This window comes from Caballeronia sp. TF1N1 (assembly GCF_022878925.1).
Taxonomy (GTDB): domain Bacteria; phylum Pseudomonadota; class Gammaproteobacteria; order Burkholderiales; family Burkholderiaceae; genus Caballeronia.
Genome location: NZ_CP084628.1, coordinates 1 through 17,446 on the forward strand (window position 1 = coordinate 1; position 17,446 = coordinate 17,446).

The window sequence follows — 17,446 nt, forward strand, 5'->3', positions numbered from 1 at the left end:
AATGTAGGTCCCAAGTTCAAATGTCGTGTTTTAGCAAGATAGAAATGCCCGGTTTTGCCCTGCGAGGCGCACGCTTAAAACCACGCGTCTGCAAGTGACTCACCATGAACAAGCATGGTTTCATCACAGCGACTATGCACGAACTGGAAGTGAAATCAGCCCTCAATTCTGCAAAATCTTCGACCCTTTCATCACAATATCCCCACCCGCCTTCACGCTGATCTTGCCGCTGCCATCTATCGTGATGTCCTTACCCTTGATCTGAATCGTGCCGTCCTTCTTCATGACGATGCTCGCATCGCCCGTGAGCAGCGTGATCGATTCCTGCGCCTTGAGGGTGAAATTCTTGCCAACGCTCAGTGCATCGTCTTCCTTGATCGATGTCGTTCGCCCCTTCTCGACCGTGCTCGATTGCGCGCCCTTGATCGTCTCGCCCGCGTCCTTGCCCACGGTGACGGTCTGCCCGCCGGTGACATCGTTCGATTGATCGCCACCCACCGTCGTCGCTTGAGTTCCCGTTACCCGCACGGTCTGATCAGCGCCCACGGTCACGTTCTGATAAGCCATGACAGTCACCGCCTGAAACGCCCCGACCGTCACTTCCTGTGCCGCGCCCACGGTGATCGTCTCGTTGATGCCAACTGAATGCGTACGCTGCAGCAGCACGGTCGCCGTCTCCATCGCCTTGACCAGGATCGTGCGCTTGCCATCGATCGTGATGGTCTCGTTTCCACCCACGGTTTCGGTCCGGTTCGCACCAATCGAAATCTTCTCGTTGTTGTTCACGCGCTCGCCACGATCGACGCCAATCGTAATGGTTTCGTTATTGCCCACCGACTCGGTGCGATCGTGCTTCACGACGGTGGTTTCGTCGTTGTCGATATTCTTCTTGCGGTCATGTCCGACCCAATGCGTCTCGTCCTTCTCGACCTCGATATCCTGGTTGCGCTCCGCATGCAGCAGCACCTGCTCGGCGCCTTTCTTGTCCTCAAAGCGGAATTCGTTGCAATTGGCGCCGCTTCCGCCTTTGCTCGACCGGCTCTTGATGCCTGTCTGCGTCATGTTGGCCGGCAGATCGTAAGGCGGCATCTGCTCGGCGTTGTACACGCGGCCCGTGATGATCGGCCGGTCCGGGTCGCCCTCCAGAAAATCGACGATCACTTCCTGCCCCATGCGAGGAATCGCAATCGCGCCGTAGCCCTTGCCTGCCCACGGCTGCGACACGCGTATCCAGCAAGAACTGTTTTCGTCGCGCTTGCCAAGGCGGTCCCAGAAGAACTGCACTTTCACGCGCCCGTACTGGTCCGTGTAGATCTCGTCGCCGCCCGGTCCCACGACCACCGCCGTCTGCGGTCCTTGCACGAAGGGCTTGCGCGCCGTGCGGCCCGGCGCGAACGGCTGTTTCGCGTCGATCGCGGAGAACCAGCATTCGCAGCGATTCTGCTGCGCGCCGTCGAAGGCTTCATAGTCGGAAAAGTCGATCTCGTAGCGCGCACGCGTGACGAGATATTGCGTGTTCTGATCGGCGCGCGGATGCCGCGTGAGCTTGAGCAATGCCCCCGTGCGCACGCTCCTGCCATTGGTGCGCGCATCGATCCGATGCCAGTTGATGTCAGGATCTTCCGGCACGCTCGCCTCAACGCGCCATTCGTCCGCGCGCGACTTCGTGCGGCTGTCGCCGTGTCCGGCATCGACGAAGCCGCCCGGATAATCGAAGTTCTCCAGCTTGGCGAAGGCATCGAAGCCCGGTGTGTCTTTCGTCGCCTGCTTTTGCAACGGACGTGAAGGGTTCTTGAAGTCGTAATCGGTGAGGAGCCACTTGCGCGTCTCGATTGCATGATGCACGCGCCATTCGCTCACGTATTCGATATCCGGCGCGGCGGCCATCGCCGCGCCATAGGGCAAGGACTCGCAGCCAGCAACGCTCTCGTGCGATGCAGGCGTATCGGTCAGAATCAGGGATTCCATGCCGTCCTTGTCCTCGAACCAATAGTAGATGCCTTCGTCTTCGAGCAGGCGGCTTACGAAGTTGAAGTCCGACTCGCGGTACTGCACGCAATACTCGCGCGGCGGATGCGAGCGCGCATTCGCCTTCCATTTTATTTCGCCGAATTCGAGGCCTTGATAGATCGGGTCCGCGAATATTGATTTGACGATCTCCTCGACCGTCTTGTTCTGAAAGATGCGGCAGTTGCTGCGACGCGTAAGCAGCCATAACCATGGCCGCACGGCGGCCTCGTAGACATAGAGACGCCCGCGCATGCCCGTTTGCCGAAAGCCGGCCACGTAGCCGCCGAACACGCGCGGCTTTGCTTTCGGCACGGTGAGCGACACCGTCACGCGCTTGCCGAGAATGCGGCCAATATCGAGATCCGCGCGCTTCGACACGAGCGTGAGTTCGCAACGCGGCATGCGCCCGAGCTCCGCGCTTGCGCCAAGGTTCAGGAAACGCAGGTCGTCGCCAAGCGGCGTCTCGATCTTGACGAGCGGGTCTTTCGAAGCAACATCGTTGCCGGCCATCGTCGCACCCGGTCAGTGGAGGACAGCGTGATCGGCGAGCAACATCACCGCACTTCGGTGCTGCGCACGTCCCAGCCGAACTTCACGGCGCCGCCCATCGCGCCCTTGTCATCTTGCGGCTTGTACTCGAACTCGATATCCGCATACGCAAGGTTCACGCTCTCGTGCAGTTCGCCGCCCGTGTCGCCCTGCACGGTGACGTTGGACACGGTGACCTGCTTCATCGTGACCGTGAGGAATTCTTTCTGGCCTTCGCCTGCCTTGCTCGCAGTGAGCTTCGCATTTGCAATGTGCTTGCCGCTCGCGCAACTCTTGGCGAGTGTCGGAGAAGCCTTGTCGTAGAGATGCGAAAACGTGAAGAAGCCCGGATGCGCCTTGCCAACGCCACTGCCGCCGCCCACACCCGGATTGCTTGCGTTCTGCGCATCCCAGGCCCAGCTAAGCACTTCGATCTGCCCTTCCGCGCCCTTGTGTTTCGACTCGCCGTCGATTCCATCAATCTTGAGATAGCTGTCGATCGTCGCCATGTGGTCCTCCGTCGTGTTTCCGGCATCCGCCGCGTGTGCATCGCGCATGCGATCCATATGCGTTCCGCTAAGTAGAACGAATGCGCGACGGCCTTTTTAAATTCAAAAATCGCGCGGCATCGGCCGTCTTGTGTAGAGCTTCCCGCTCAACCGGACCAGAACGATGCCTAGCACCGATCATCGCGAGCCGCGCCCCGACAGCACTCTCTCGCTCGATGCGCTGCCGCTGTTCGAGACGCTCGCGCTGACGGAATCGGACGACATGTTTCTGCAGATCGTCCCGAAGCGCAGCAACACGCCGGTCAAGGGCGAAGCCAGCAAGCGCGGCGACTGGGACACGCCCATGCAGATCCAGGGCTGGCGCTGGGCGCAGGGTTTTGACGCCGCGCCCCACGCCGCCGCGCTCAATGCCAACGACATGCGCGTGACTGCGCTTGCCGTGATCAAATCGGTCGATTCGGCATCGCCCGTCATCGCGAAACTCTGCGCGCAAGCGGAACTGTTGTCGCTCGCGCACATCAAGTGCTTCAAGGCCGCAGGCCCCGATCACGACGTGCAGATCGAGTTCCTTTCCATGAAGCTCGAACAGGCGTATGTCCGCAACTACCACATTTTCACGAGCGCGCGCTTTCTCCGGCCGTGCGAAATCTTCGAGTTTTCCGCGCAGAAGCTGACGATGGTCTGCGCGCCGCAAACCGCGACCGGCAGCCGTGGCGCGGAAGTGACGTTCGCGCTCGATGTATCGACGCGCCGCGTGACTTGAGATGCGCCACGCCAGGGGAACGCGACGATGAACGAACCGCGCAACGACGAGCGCCTGCAGCCCACCCTGCTCGACCGCCTTCTCGACGACGATCCTTCGAACCGCAAGCCCGAAGCCGCGAGCGAGCGCTTCGTGTCGAATAGGCGGTTGCGCGCGGCCGTTTTGCGCGACGTGTCATGGCTCTTCAACACGACCGATCTCGGCGATGCCATTTCACAGGAACGGTATCCGCATGCGTACGCCTCGGTGTTGAATTACGGCTTGCCGTGCCTTTCGGGACGCTTTGCATCGACTATCGATACGGTGCTGCTCGAACAGGCGATCCGAAAGGCCATCGAGCGCTTCGAGCCGCGTATCGATCCATCGACGCTCGAGATCGAACCCGTGCTCGACCGCTCCGTGCTCGACATGCACAACCAGATCGCGCTGGTCATCCGCGGCTTTTTGTCGGCGCAGCCGGTGCCGCTCGAATTCGCGCTGCGCACGCAGATCGACCTCGAGGAAGGCGGCATCACCGTAACGGAACTTCCGCGCTGACCTGCGGCTCAATCGGGCAACCAACGGGCAACCAACGGGCAATCAAAGGGCAACGATAACGACATGGATCCACGCCTGCTTCGTCACTACAACACCGAGCTTGCGCATCTGCGGGAGATGGGCGCGGAATTCGCCGGGCACTTTCCGAAGATCGCGTCGCGGCTCGGCATGAGCGGTATCGATGTCGCCGATCCGTATGTCGAGCGCCTGCTCGAAGGCACGGCGTTTCTCGCGGCGCGTGTGCAGTTGAAGATCGAGGAAGAGTTTCCGCGCTTCACGCAGCAGCTTACACATGTGGTCTTGCCGCAAGCCGCCTGTCCGACGCCTTCGATGCTGATCGCGCGCTTCGCGCCCGATCTCGCCAATCCGAATCTCGCGGAAGGCTTCACGGTGCCGCGCCATACCGCGCTTATCGCGAGTCATCCGCCCGAAGCATTGACGCCGTGCGAATTCCGCACCGGCGCGGACCTGACGCTGTGGCCAATCGAGCTGACCAGTGCGCACTATCTCGCACAGGTGCGCGATCTGCCGCTCGCCGCGTCGTCGTTGACGCAGTCGCTTGGCGCACGGGTGAAAGGCGCGCTGCGTCTGCGCTTGACGACGCCGGATGGCATGTCGTTCGATGCACTGAGTCTCGATACCCTGAGTCTGTTTTTTGCGGGCGGCGGCGACACGGCGTCGCGGCTGCTCGAACTCGTCGCAGGCAACACGCTCGCGATCGTCGTGACGACGCCCGAGCGGCCGAGCCGGGCATTCGAGGTGTTGCCCGCCGATGCGGTTTCGCTGCCCGGCTTCGGCGACCACGAAGCGTTGCTGCCCGTGACGCCAAACGCGTTTCAGGGTTACCGCGTGCTGCATGAATACTTCGCGCTACCGGAGCGCTTTCGCTTCGCGCGCATCGAGGGGCTCGCCAATGTGCTGCGCGCATTCGCCGGCAGCGCGATCGAACTGACGCTGCTGTTCGGTTCCGGCGATGCATCGCTCGAACGCATCGTCACGAAAGAGCACGTGCTGCTCGACTGCGTCCCGGCGATCAATCTCTTTCCGAAGCAGGCGGATCGCGCGTTGGTGTCGGCAGGCGCGGCGCGTTTTCATGTGGTGCCCGACCGCACGCATCCGCTCGACTTCGAAGTGCATTCGGTCTCGGCCGTGTCGGGTTTCGGTGCGCACGACGACAGCGAGCAGACGTTTCATCCCTTCTACGCGGACTTTCTCTCCGATCGCCCAGGTGACAGCGCCTACTTCACGACCGAACGCGAGCCGCGCGTCGTGTCGGCCGGAAGGCGCAAGAGCGGTGCGCGCACCGAGTATGTCGGCAGCGAGACGTATGTGTCTATCGTCGATCCGAACGCGGCGCCGTTTCGCGGCTCGCTGCGGCAACTGTCCTTCACGACGCTCTGCACGAATCGCGACCTGCCGCTAATGACGCCGACCGGCAATGCGCGGGGCGACTTCTCGCTCGACATCGCCGCGCCCGTGACGGCCGTGCGCTGCGTGAGCGGCCCTTCGCGGCCCGCGCCCGCGACTTTCGAAGGCACACAGAGCTGGCGTCTCATCGACCAGTTGTCGCTGCACTACTTGTCGCTCTGCAACGGTCCCCGCGAAGCTGCCGCCGCGTTGCGCGCCTTGCTGATGCTGCATGTCACGCCCGTCGATCAGGCCGGACGCAGTCAGGTCGCGGGTGTCGTATCCGTCGATGCGCGGCCCGTCGTGCGACGCCTGCCCATGCCCGGACCGATCGCGTTCGGGCGCGGCCTGCAAATCGACATCGTCGTGGACGATCTCGCCTTCGAAGGCGCCAGCGCGTGGCTGTTTGGCTGCGTGCTCGATCGCTTCTTCGCGCGCTATGTGTCGATCAATTCGTTCGTGCAGACGGTGCTGCGCACGAGCGCACGCGGCGAAATCCTGCGTGAGACTCCGCGATGCGGCACGCGACAGATCTTCTGAGCGCGGCCTCGCGCGACGAGTTGCCGGCCGCGAATGCCGAGGCGGCGCCCGAGATCGACCGCGCGCGCGCGCTGCTCGATCTGTTCGATGCGGTCGCCGCCGCGCCTCATCAACACGACTTCTATCTGCTGATGCGGCATGTCGAGGCATTGACGCCGCATTTGCCGCGTCTGGGCTGCGGGGTGCGTCCCGCCGATGAAGCGCTGCGTCTCGCTCAGGATGTTTCGCTCACGTTCGCGCCCGCGCCGCTGGCCGCGCTTACCTGCGATGGCCGCGATCGTGCGCCGCGTCTCGCACAACGTTTCTTTGGCTTACTCGGGCCGAACGGTCCGCTGCCGTTGCATCTGACGGATTTCACGCGCGAGCGGGCTCTGCATCACGGCGACACGACCTTCGCGCGGCTTCTCGATGTGCTGCTGCATCGTTTTCTGCTGCTGTTCTATCGGGCATGGGCGCAGGGACGGCCGGTCAACGGGCTCGATCGTCCAGGACACGACCGCTTCGCGTTCTATACCGGCGCGCTGATCGGGCTGGCGGATGACACGCAGCATCGGCGCGACGCTGTCTCCCGCCATGCGAAGCTGCATTTCGCGGGCCTCTTGAACATGCAGACACGGCCCGCCGATGTGCTGCAGGCCATCGCCTCCGCCATGCTGCGTCTGCCCGTGCGGATCGAACCGTTTCGCGGACATTGGATGACCCTGCAACGCGACGAACGCACTGTCCTGCGCCAGCGTCCGCATGGCGCTCTCGCGGCGCGGCTCGGACGGGGCGCCGTGCTCGGTTCGTCCGTCTGGGATCGTCAGCACGCGTTTCGCATGGTCATCGGTCCGCTGACGCTCACGCAGTACGAATCGCTGCTGCCGGGCGGCGAGGCGCTGCGCACGCTGGTTGCCATCGTCCGGCAGCATCTGAACGGCGAACTGGCGTGGGATGCGCAACTCGTGCTCGTCGCCGATGAAGTGCCGACAGCACAGATTGGCCGCTATGGGCGGCTTGGCTATTGCGCGTGGCTCGGCCTCGAACGAAATCACGCCAACCGGGCCGACCTCGCCCTCGATGCCGAAGCGCGTGCCGTATGAAACGAGCATCGCGATGCGCCGTTGAAAAATCTCCGCATAGCGCCGTCTTATCCGATGAGGATGCACGCGTATCGATGAAGGAGTCGGACGATGGCCGAAATCAGTCGTGTGGCGCTGTTCAGCAAGCTGAACCGTGTCGGCTATAAGACCGTCGAAAGCGCGACGGTGTACTGCAAGATGCGCGGCAATCCCTATGTCGAGCTTGCACACTGGCTCATGCAGATTCTGGAGACGCCGCGCTCGGACGTGCAGCGTATCGTCGCCCACTATGGCATCGACGCCGCCGTGCTCGCGCGCGAGATGACCGCCGCGCTGGATCGGCTGCCGCGCGGCGCGACGTCGATCTCCGATATCTCCGAGCACATCACGGACGCCATCGAACGCGGCTGGGTCTACGGCACGCTGCTTTACGGCACGGCGACGGTGCGCACGGGACATCTTCTTATCGGCATGCTCAAGACGCAGCGCTTGCGCAATGTGCTCTTTAGCATCTCGCGTCAGTTCGAGCGTATCAAGCCGGAGGACTTGTCCGATAACTTCGCGCGGCTGGTCGCGGATTCGATCGAGGAAGAGGAAGCCGGGACAGAGCCACCGGCTAGTGCGGACGGCGACGCGCATCCCGCGCCCGCCAGCATGGGCAAGCAGGAAGCGCTGCGCAGATACGCGACCGATCTCACGGAGAAAGCGCGCAAGGGCGAGCTCGATCCCGTCACCGGGCGCGATGAAGAGATTCGCCAGCTCGTCGATATCCTCATGCGCCGGCGGCAGAACAATCCGCTTTTGACGGGCGAGGCGGGCGTCGGCAAGACCGCCGTGGTCGAAGGCTTCGCGCAGCGGCTCGTGCGCGGCGACGTGCCCCCGCCCTTGCGCGAAGTCTCGCTTTTGTCGCTCGATCTCGGTTTGCTGCAGGCGGGCGCGAGCATGAAGGGCGAATTCGAACAGCGGCTGCGCCAGGTGGTCGAGGAAGTGCAGGCGAGCCCGAAACCCGTGATTCTGTTCATCGACGAAGTGCATACGTTGGTTGGCGCGGGCGGCGCGGCGGGCACCGGCGATGCGGCCAATCTGCTCAAACCGGCGCTCGCGCGCGGCGACCTGCGCACCATCGGCGCGACGACGTGGGCGGAATACAAGAAGCACATCGAAAAGGACCCCGCGCTCACGCGGCGCTTTCAGGTCGTGCAAGTTCACGAACCGAACGAACAAAAGGCGGTGCGCATGCTGCGCGGCGTGGCGACGATGCTCGAAGCGCACCACCGCGTTCAGTTGCTCGACGAGGCGATCGAGGCGGCCGTGCGGCTTTCGCATCGCTACATTCCGGCGCGGCAGTTGCCTGACAAGGCCGTCTCGCTGCTCGATACCGCGTGCGCGCGCGTCGCCGTGAGCCAGCATGCGACGCCGCCGCAGGTCGACGATTGCCGCCGCCGTATCGACGCGCTCGATGTCGAAGCGCGGATCATCGCGCGTGAGGCGAACGTCGGCGTCGATGTCGGCTCGCGCGCGGCGGATGTCGAAGCGGCGCTAGCGCGCGAACGCGATGCGCTCAGCGGTCTGGATTCGCGCTGGCAAGAAGAGAAAACCGTCGTTGACGAACTGCTGACGCTGCGCGCGTCGCTGCGCGAGCAAGGCGAAGCCGTCGATACGGCCGGCAATGCGCGCTCAGCCGACGTCCCGCCGTCACGCGTCACGCGCCTGGCGCGTCTTGCCGAACTCAAAGCGCGCCTCGCGCAACTCCAGGGCGACGCGCCGCTGATCCTGCCGAGCGTGGATGCGGGCGTCGTTGCTGGCGTGGTCGCGGACTGGACCGGCATTCCCGTCGGCAAGATGCTGAAGAACGAACTGGCCGCCGTGCTCAACCTGGCCGATGCCCTCGACCGCCGCGTGATCGGTCAGCGCCACGCGCTCGACATGATCGCGAAACGCATCCAGACCTCTCGCGCGCGCCTCGACAATCCCGACAAGCCCATCGGCGTGTTTCTGCTCGCCGGCACCTCGGGCGTCGGCAAGACCGAGACGGCGCTTGCGCTCGCCGAGACGCTTTATGGCGGCGAGCAGAACGTCATCACCATCAACATGAGCGAGTTTCAGGAAGCGCATACGGTCTCGACGCTCAAGGGCGCGCCGCCCGGCTACGTGGGTTATGGCGAGGGCGGCATTCTCACCGAGGCCGTGCGCCGCCGACCGTACAGCGTCGTGCTGCTCGACGAGGTGGAGAAGGCGCACCCGGACGTCCACGAAATCTTCTTTCAGGTGTTCGACAAGGGCTGGATGGAAGACGGCGAAGGACGTTACATCGACTTCAAGAACACGATCATCCTGCTCACGTCGAACGTCGGTTCGGACGTCATCATGGCCGCCTGCCGCGACGCGGCTCACGCTCCCGCGCCGGAAGATCTCGCGCGCGCATTGCGCGGTCCTTTGCTCGACGTGTTCCCCGCCGCGCTCCTGGGAAGGCTCGTCACGGTGCCCTACTACCCGCTGTCGGACGCGATGATGGCCGACATCGTGCGGCTGCAGCTCGAACGCATCCGCCGCCGCGTCGCCGAGAATCACGGCATTCCGTTCGACTATGACGACGACGCGGTGCGGCTCATCGTGTCGCGCTGTACGGAAGCCGAATCGGGCGGCCGCGTGATCGACGCGCTCCTGACCAACACCGTGCTGCCGCGCATTTCAACGGAATACCTGACACGGCTCACCAAGGGCGGCGCGCTCACGCGCATCGGGCTGTCGGCGAGCGCGGGCGAATTCGTCTATGCGTTCGACTGACCCGGCTCTACAACCCGAACCCGACCGCCGATGCTCACACTCACGGTGATACGCCACAACGGCCAGCCGCCTCGTCATCCGCTCGCGGCGAGCTTCGACTTGGCGGGCGGCACAATCGGCCGCGCGGTGACGAACCGGCTCGTGCTCGACGACGCGGAGCGCACGGTGTCGCGCCTGCATGTGCAGATCGTATGGCGCGACGGACGGTTCAGCCTTATCGACCGGGGCAGCAATCCCGCGCTCGTGAACGGCGCGCCGCTCGATCCCGGTCAGGAAGTGCCGCTTGCCAATGGCGATGAAGTGCAGATCGGCGGCTATCAACTGCGCGCGGATGTGTCAGTCGACGACGACACCGTGACGAACGGCGAGCCGCCAGCGAACGCGCATGCGGACGATCCTTTCGCAGGACTCTTCGACGCCGCGCCTTCTCCTTCGTCTCCGCTTTCGCCCGCACCGCCATCTTCCGAAGCGGAAGATACGTTCGACGACCTGCTCGGCCCGCCGCCGCATCAGCCCGCGCCGGCCGTCCACACATCCGCCGATGACTTCGACTTCGGCTTCGACGATCCGGAGTCGAAGCGCTCCATCGACGAACTGTTCGGCCTCGATTCGGCGAAAGAGGTGCGCGGCGCTTCGCCCTTGCTCGATCCGCTCGTCGATCCACTGACCCAGCCCAATACCGCGCACGACGCCGACCCGTTCGCGAGCCTGACAGGCAATGCGCGCCCCGCGGTTCCGGCCGCGACGCAAGCGGACGCAGGTTCCGAGCTGCACGCCGCGTTCACGCCGCCGAGGGCGCGCGCGGTCGCGCAGCCTGCGCCCGCGCCGACGCCGACGCCGACTTCGGCGAACAACGGCGAGCAAACGCTCATCGACGCATTCCTGCGCGGTCTGTCCGCGCCCAACGTGCGGCTCGAAGCGCTCACGCCCGAACTAATGCAGCTCGTCGGCGAACTGTTGCGCGAGGCGACACAAGGCACGCTCGATCTGCTGGCCGCGCGTGCCGCTCTCAAACGCGAGATGCGCACTGGCGCGACCATGATCGCCGCAGCCGATAACAACCCGCTCAAGTTCTCACCGAACGCCGACGCCGCGCTCGCGCATCTGCTCAATCCGCCGATGCGCGGCTTCATGCCGCCCGCCGCCGCCCTCGACGATGCCTACACGGACTTGCGCGCGCATCAGGTCGGCGTCGTGGCGGGCATGCGCGCGGCGCTCGACGGCGTGTTCGAGCGCTTCGAGCCGCGTCATATCGAAGCGCGCCTGTCGGGACGTTCCTTGCTCGATGGCCTTTTGCCCGGCATCAACCGGCGCGCGCGCTGCTGGGACCTGTTCGCGGATATGTACGGCCAGCTCTCGCGCGAAGCCGCCGAGGATTTTCAGACGTTGTTCGGCCGCGCCTTCGTTGCCGCCTACGAAGCGCAGATCGACGAATTGAAGCGACGCAGCCGCGCCTGACGCGCGAATCGAGAGAGACGACATGCAACTGCAAACCGCAAGCGTAAGCGATGCCGGCGGCCGTTCGCGCAACGAGGACGCATACGGTCAATGGCGGCAAGGCGCGCTCTTCGTGAGCGTGGTCGCGGACGGCGCGGGCGGCCACGGCGGCGGCGATACGGCGTCGCGCATCGCGGTGGCTACCGTCATCGGCGAACTGACTCGTGTCGCGGCCGCGAGCGGCGTCGCGCTTACCGGGGCCAATCTGCTGCGCGTGCTGCTGCGCGCCAACGACGCCATTGTCGATGCGCAGGAACACGACCGCGAACTCGCGCAGATGCGTTCGACCGCCGCGCTGCTCGGCATCGACCGGGACACCGGCATGGCCGCGTGGGCGCATTGCGGCGATACGCGTCTGTACTGTTTCCGGCGCGGGGCGACCGTCGTTCAGACTCAGGATCACAGCCTCGTGCAAAGCATGATCGACGCGAATCTGCTCGACACGCGCGATGCGCGCGGTCATCCGCGCCGCAACGTGCTGTTCTCGGCGCTCGGCACGGCGGACGACCTGTCTATCGCGGCCTCGGACGACCCGTTTCCGGTCGCCGATGGCGACGCCTTCCTGCTGTGCACCGACGGTTTCTGGGAGTATCTGGACGAGTCCGCGATGATCGCGGCGATAGGCCGTGCCCAAACGCCCGCCGACTGGCTCGACGTCATGGTGACGCATCTGCGCGAAAACGCGCGCCCGAATCACGACAACTTCACGGCAAGCGCGGTGTGGATCGGCGATGCATCGCAGACGACTATATTGCAAATGCCCGCGGAGTGAGCGCGGGCATCGTCGTGAACAACTGCGAGATCAGGCGGCTTGCTTGGCCGACGGCAGCCGCGACACGAGACGCAGCGACACCGTGAGCCCTTCGAGCTGATAGTGTGGCCGCAAAAAGAACTGCGACGTGTAGTAACCCGGCGCGCCCGGCACTTCCTGCACCTTGACCTCGGCGGCCGCGAGCGGTTTCTGCGCCTTGGTGTGCTCGGACGAGTTCGCGGGGTCGCCATCGACGTATTGCGTGATCCACTTGTTGAGCCACGTCTCCATGTCGGAGCGCTCCTTGAAGGTGCCGATCTTGTCGCGCACGATGCACTTCAGATAGTGCGCGAAGCGGTTGCACGCGAACAGATACGGCAGGCGCGCGGCGAGCGCGGCGTTGGCGGTCGCGTCGGGGTCTTCGTATTCGAACGGCTTTTGCAGCGACTGCGCGCCGATGAATGCCGCGAAGTCCGAGTTCTTGCGATGGATCAGCGGCATGAAGCCGTTCTTCGCGAGTTCGGCCTCGCGCCGGTCGGATATCGCGATCTCCGTCGGACACTTCATGTCCACGCCGCCGTCGTCGGTCGGAAAGCTATGCACGGGCAAGCCTTCCACCGAACCGCCCGACTCCACGCCGCGAATGCGTGAGCACCAGTTGTAGAGCTTGAACGAGCGATTGATGTTCACCGCCATCGCATACGCCGAGTTCGCCCACGTGTACTTGCTGTGATCGGCGGAATGCGTGTCTTCCTCGAAATCGAATTCGTCGACGGGTTCGGTGCGCGCGCCGTAAGGCACCCGCGCGAGAAAGCGCGGCATCGCGAGACCAATGTAGCGTGCATCTTCGGACTCGCGCAGCGAGCGCCAGCTCGCATACTCCGGCGTCCCGAAAATTTTCGTCAGATCGCGCGGATTGGCAAGCTCCTGCCACGAATCCATCTGCAGGAGACTCGGGTCCGCCGCCGCGATGAAAGGCGCATGTGCCGATGCGGCGACCTTCGAGATTTCACCGAGCAGTTCGACATCCGGCGGCGTCTGGTTGAAGTAGTAGTCGCCGATCAGCGCACCATAGGGCTCGCCGCCGAGCTGACCGTATTCGTGCTCGTAAATCTGCTTGAAAAGCGGGCTCTGGTCCCACGCGACGCCCTTGAAACGCTTGAGCGTCTTGCCTAAGTCCTTCTTCGAGATGTTCATCACGCGAATCTTGAGCATCTCGTCGGTTTCGGTGTTGTTGATGAGATAACGCAAGCCGCGCCAGGACCCTTCCAGCTTCTGGAAATCGCCGTGATGCATGATCTCGTTGACCTGCTCGGTGAGCTTGGCGTCGATCTCGGCGATCATCGCCTGAATCGAACGGATCGCGTCGCCGGAGACGAGCGTGGTCTGCGCAAGCGCCTGTTGCGCGAGTGTCTGCACCGCGGCCTGCACGGCGGTTTTCGCTTCGTCGCTCTTCGGGCGGAATTCCTTGTTCAGCAGCGTGGAGAGTTCACTGCCTTCGAACATCGCGCTCTGTGTGTCGGGCTTCGATTCGGCAGACTGAGGAATGTCGGACATGATCGTTTCCTTGGTCGTTCCTTGGTCGTTCCCTGAGATCCTGCGTTCAGGGCCTGGTCGTGCGGGTCACTCGGCGGCCGCTTCGGGCGGCGGTTCGACGCCATCGGCGGGTTTGGCGGATGCGAGCGTCTGCAGCAGCGCGGGATCGTCGAGCACGCGCGCGATCAGTTCTTCCGCGCCCGTCTTGCCGTCCATGAAGATGACGAGATTGGCGAGTTGCGTGCGCGCTTCGAGCAGTTTTGAAAGCGCATCGACCTTGCGCGCGACCGATGCGGGCGAGAAGTCGTCCATGGTCTCGAACGTGATGTCGACACTCAGGTTGCCTTCGCCCGTCAGTTTGTTCGGCACCTGAAACGCGACACGAGGATTCATCGCCTTCATGCGGCTGTCGAAGTTGTCGATGTCGATTTCCTGGAACTTGCGCAGCTCGACCGGAGCCAACGCCACCGCCGGCTTGCCTGAGAGATCCGCCATCACGCCCATCACGAACGGAAGCTGGATTTTCTTTTCGCTGCCGTAGGTCTCGACGTCATACTCGATCTGCACGCGCGGCGCGCGATTGCGGCCGATGAACTTCTGACTGCTGGTTGCCATGACGCCTCCCTCCATCGCTTGAATGCGGGCTACGTTTGAAGACGATTGAGCGCCGGCGGAATTAAAAGCGCTTACGCCGCTGTCCGCAGAAGCCGTTCTTGACGCCGTGAGGGCGCGGCGCAATTGAAGAGCGCGCGGCCGGGCTCGATGAGACACAAATGCCGCGCGGCCGCCATGCGCTGCCGTTGATAACCGTCCTTCAACACGCCGATGCATTGCGTCTTCGCAGGCGCCGCGCCGCAGAGATGCCGCTCGCCTTCCCGGAAGCGCGGCGCATTCGCTTGCCACCATTGGGCGATCTTGTCGGCATCGGGCCAGGGCGCGCCTTCGTCTTCGTCCATCGCGACGCCGGTATCGGCGGGATCGTCGGCCGGGTTGGCCGGAAGCGCTTGCGGCGGCTCGCGGTCGAGATCGAGCCGCGCGAGGTCGGCGCCGGTAATGAAGCTGAAGCTCTCGCCGGCAAGCTGCGCGAGCCTGTCGTCGGACATGTGGCCGATGAGCCACGGAATGTAGTGCGGATCGCCCGCGTGGCCCATGGTGCGGATCAGGAGACGCTTGTCCGGTTGACGCGCGGCGATGGCTTCGAGCAGCGGATGCACGTGCGGCGACGGCAGCGCGCTCGCCGCGAGGGCCGCGGCTTCGGCATGCGCCGGCGCAAGCGCCTTGAGCGCGGCAAGCGACGCGCCACGGTCGCCAAGGAGCAGCGCGGCCCGGGCGGCCTGAAAACGGCAGGCGTCGTCAGCGTCATCCAGATGATCGATGCATGCCGCAAGCAAATCGACCCGGCCGACTTCTCCCGCGCAACGCAGGCTGCGCTCGCGCAGTGTCGTGTCGTCCGAGGCGATGCACGCATCGAGGAAACGTTTCGGATCGGCGCGATGCAGCGCGCATGCGACGATGCCCGCACGTCGCACACCGGGGACGCCGCTGGCGAGCCACGTGCCGACTGTCTCTTGCAGGCGGCTCGCGGATACCCAGCCGAACGCCGAGTAAAGGCCGTGCGCCGCATGCGGCACGGCTTCGGCAAGCGCAATGAGCCGCAGAAGCGCTTTCTCCGCACGTGCCTCGATGCAGCCGACCGCCACCGTGAAAAGCTCGCCGCACGCGGTTCGATCGAGCGCGCGCAAGCTCATCTGCGCGCCGACGCGTCCGGCTATCGCGATGCCATCGAGATGCGCCACGATGCGCTCGTCAAGGCGGGCGAGGTGCTTTAGCCTGACGTGCGGCGCGCGCACGAGCGACGTTCGGACGTTGCGAAGGCACGCGGCATCCTCGATATGTTGATCGAGGATCGGGAGAATGACGCGATTCTCGGCGCCCATGTCGGTCAGGTACGGAAGTAAAAAAATTAGTTGAGTTGCACCGAGCCGCCCTTGATGCGATTCACGCCCGAGGACCGGCTCGATACATACGTGCCGTTTATCAGCACTTTGCCGGCCTTCGTCAGTGTGATGCTCGCTTGCCCGCAACGCAGCACGATCTCTTCCTTCGCGACGACGACGAGTCGCCGGCCATCGGCATCGACCTCGACTTCGGCGGGAACGGTATCGAGCGGCCACGCTTCGTCCGTCTGCAGGCAACCGATGATGATCGGCCGCGCCGGATCGTTGGCCTCGAACATCAGCAGAACCTCGCGTCCTATATGCATGCCGCGAACATCGACGATGGTGCGCGCCGCGAGCGCGGCGTTGCCCGGCTGCCGCGGATAGACCACGAGCGGCCGCGCGCCATCGCCGGCAAAACCGATCAACTCGCCGATGCACACGCCTTCAATGGCCGGCGACATCGCCGGTTCCAGGAAATCCCGTCCGCTCATCGCACTCTCCCCTGTCTGACCGACCAAAGACGAACGACGCCCGCGTAATTGCAAAGGCTCATTGCGGACGCGTCCCCGCGATCAGGTGGATGTGCGACAGGCTGTCGGGCGCAAGATCCTGCATCACGGCCATGAAGTCCTTGCCCAAGAGCCCGCGTGCGCGGCGGATCAAAAGCGGCGCCGGGTTGGTCGGCTCGGTGCGTTCGAGGAAGGCGCACACGGCATCGAGCAGTGCGATGGCATCCTCGCGCGAGGCGAGCTCGCCGGGACGCGCCATCGCTCGATGCGGCGCGGGCGGAGAATCTTCGGGCATGGCGCCGGCTCCCGGCGAGGGCGCGTTCCGTGGCGCGGCGGCGCGGAATTGCGCGGCGATCTGACCGGCGGTTGCCGTCATCTGAATGAGCAACGGCGTGCGCTCGGCTCCGAGCCTGTCCGTCATGCATGCACCGAGCGCCTGCACCGCACGCGGCAGATCGAGACCCTCGACGAGCAGCGCGGCGTTTTGCGCAAGCGCGTCGGCGAGCACGCCTTCGACGCGCGACAGCGTCTTCACGCCTGCGCCTTCGGGCGGCGCGAGCTTGCCTTGCGCCACGAGGATGTCGCGCACCGTAAGGCGCTCCCCATGCACGCGGCAGACCTCGGACTCGCGCAAATCGTTGAGCAGCGTCTCGGCTTCGGCATACGGCGTGTAGGGATCGGCGAGCGGCGCGAGAGCATTGACGCGCAGCGCGGGATCGTTGCCCTCGTCGGCATCGAGCGGCGGATAAAGCGTGTCCCAGTAGCGCTCGAAAAGCCCCATCAGCAGACGCAACCCCGCATGAAAACCCGCCACGCCGTGCACATGCGACGCCGCGCGCGTGTACACCACCGCGATGCGCAGATCCTTCGACCGCTCCAAAAGCGCCGTTGCCTGTTCGAGCACGTCGCCCCACGGCGGCGCTTCGGCGAGCGTGTCGAACTGGCGCGCCGGCATGCCTCGCGCGAGCGCCTCGAATTCGAGAAAGGCTGCGTCGTATTCCAGATCGATGCCGGCGGGCGGCATCGTCCGGGTTGGCGCGAGTAGCGGTTCGATGTCGATCATCGCGGCTC

At 64.5% G+C, this 17,446-nt stretch carries 14 protein-coding genes; 7 read left to right on the forward strand and 7 right to left on the reverse strand.

Annotation, left to right across the window (positions count from 1 at the left end; translation table 11 throughout):
* Positions 1 to 162: 162 nt before the first annotated feature.
* On the reverse strand, positions 163 to 2,520 hold the full coding sequence (locus tag LDZ28_RS20895; RefSeq protein WP_244830337.1) for a type VI secretion system Vgr family protein: 2,358 nt from the start codon (positions 2,518 to 2,520) through the stop codon (positions 163 to 165).
* A gap of 44 nt (positions 2,521 to 2,564) precedes the next feature.
* Positions 2,565 to 3,047 carry a type VI secretion system tube protein Hcp gene (locus LDZ28_RS20900; RefSeq protein ID WP_244830338.1) on the reverse strand — a complete coding sequence of 161 codons (483 nt, stop codon included), beginning with the start codon at positions 3,045 to 3,047 and terminating at the stop codon, positions 2,565 to 2,567.
* A gap of 163 nt (positions 3,048 to 3,210) precedes the next feature.
* Between LDZ28_RS20900 and LDZ28_RS20905 the strand changes: the two genes are divergently transcribed.
* From LDZ28_RS20905 to LDZ28_RS20935, 7 genes are all read left to right on the forward strand, one after another.
* Positions 3,211 to 3,810: a type VI secretion system tube protein Hcp gene (locus tag LDZ28_RS20905; RefSeq protein ID WP_244830339.1), complete on the forward strand. Its 600-nt coding sequence runs from the start codon at positions 3,211 to 3,213 to the stop codon at positions 3,808 to 3,810.
* A 27-nt stretch (positions 3,811 to 3,837) separates the two neighbouring features.
* Positions 3,838 to 4,347: a type VI secretion system baseplate subunit TssE gene (gene tssE, locus LDZ28_RS20910; protein ID WP_244830340.1), complete on the forward strand. Its 510-nt coding sequence runs from the start codon at positions 3,838 to 3,840 to the stop codon at positions 4,345 to 4,347.
* Between the two features lie 63 nt (positions 4,348 to 4,410).
* Positions 4,411 to 6,294: a type VI secretion system baseplate subunit TssF gene (gene tssF, locus LDZ28_RS20915; RefSeq protein ID WP_244830342.1), complete on the forward strand. Its 1,884-nt coding sequence runs from the start codon at positions 4,411 to 4,413 to the stop codon at positions 6,292 to 6,294.
* Positions 6,270 to 7,376, forward strand: a complete 1,107-nt coding sequence (gene tssG / locus LDZ28_RS20920; RefSeq protein ID WP_244830344.1) for a type VI secretion system baseplate subunit TssG — start codon at positions 6,270 to 6,272, stop codon at positions 7,374 to 7,376. The genes tssF and tssG overlap by 25 nt, the downstream gene beginning before the upstream one ends.
* A gap of 90 nt (positions 7,377 to 7,466) precedes the next feature.
* The gene (tssH, locus tag LDZ28_RS20925) at positions 7,467 to 10,142 is read left to right on the forward strand and encodes a type VI secretion system ATPase TssH (protein ID WP_244830346.1); all 2,676 of its coding nucleotides are present in this window, start codon (positions 7,467 to 7,469) and stop codon (positions 10,140 to 10,142) included.
* A gap of 30 nt (positions 10,143 to 10,172) precedes the next feature.
* A complete protein-coding gene (gene tagH / locus LDZ28_RS20930) occupies positions 10,173 to 11,600 on the forward strand; it encodes a type VI secretion system-associated FHA domain protein TagH (protein ID WP_244830347.1) in 1,428 nt (475 codons plus the stop codon).
* 22 nt (positions 11,601 to 11,622) lie between these two features.
* Positions 11,623 to 12,411, forward strand: coding sequence for a PP2C family serine/threonine-protein phosphatase (locus tag LDZ28_RS20935; RefSeq protein WP_244830349.1), 789 nt, complete (start codon positions 11,623 to 11,625; stop codon positions 12,409 to 12,411).
* Between the two features lie 30 nt (positions 12,412 to 12,441).
* On the opposite strand, the gene tssC is transcribed toward LDZ28_RS20935, so the two are convergent.
* The 5 genes from tssC to tssA all read right to left on the reverse strand — a co-directional run bounded on the left by tssC (position 12,442) and on the right by tssA (position 17,438).
* Positions 12,442 to 13,947, reverse strand: coding sequence for a type VI secretion system contractile sheath large subunit (gene tssC / locus LDZ28_RS20940; protein WP_244830351.1), 1,506 nt, complete (start codon positions 13,945 to 13,947; stop codon positions 12,442 to 12,444).
* Between the two features lie 66 nt (positions 13,948 to 14,013).
* Positions 14,014 to 14,541 carry a type VI secretion system contractile sheath small subunit gene (gene tssB, locus LDZ28_RS20945; RefSeq protein ID WP_244830352.1) on the reverse strand — a complete coding sequence of 176 codons (528 nt, stop codon included), beginning with the start codon at positions 14,539 to 14,541 and terminating at the stop codon, positions 14,014 to 14,016.
* Positions 14,542 to 14,612: 71 nt separating this feature from the next.
* Positions 14,613 to 15,863, reverse strand: coding sequence for a TIGR02270 family protein (locus LDZ28_RS20950; protein ID WP_244830353.1), 1,251 nt, complete (start codon positions 15,861 to 15,863; stop codon positions 14,613 to 14,615).
* A gap of 26 nt (positions 15,864 to 15,889) precedes the next feature.
* Positions 15,890 to 16,357 carry a DUF6484 domain-containing protein gene (locus LDZ28_RS20955; protein WP_244830354.1) on the reverse strand — a complete coding sequence of 156 codons (468 nt, stop codon included), beginning with the start codon at positions 16,355 to 16,357 and terminating at the stop codon, positions 15,890 to 15,892.
* 58 nt (positions 16,358 to 16,415) lie between these two features.
* Positions 16,416 to 17,438: a type VI secretion system protein TssA gene (gene tssA, locus LDZ28_RS20960; RefSeq protein ID WP_244830355.1), complete on the reverse strand. Its 1,023-nt coding sequence runs from the start codon at positions 17,436 to 17,438 to the stop codon at positions 16,416 to 16,418.
* Positions 17,439 to 17,446: the final 8 nt, after the last annotated feature.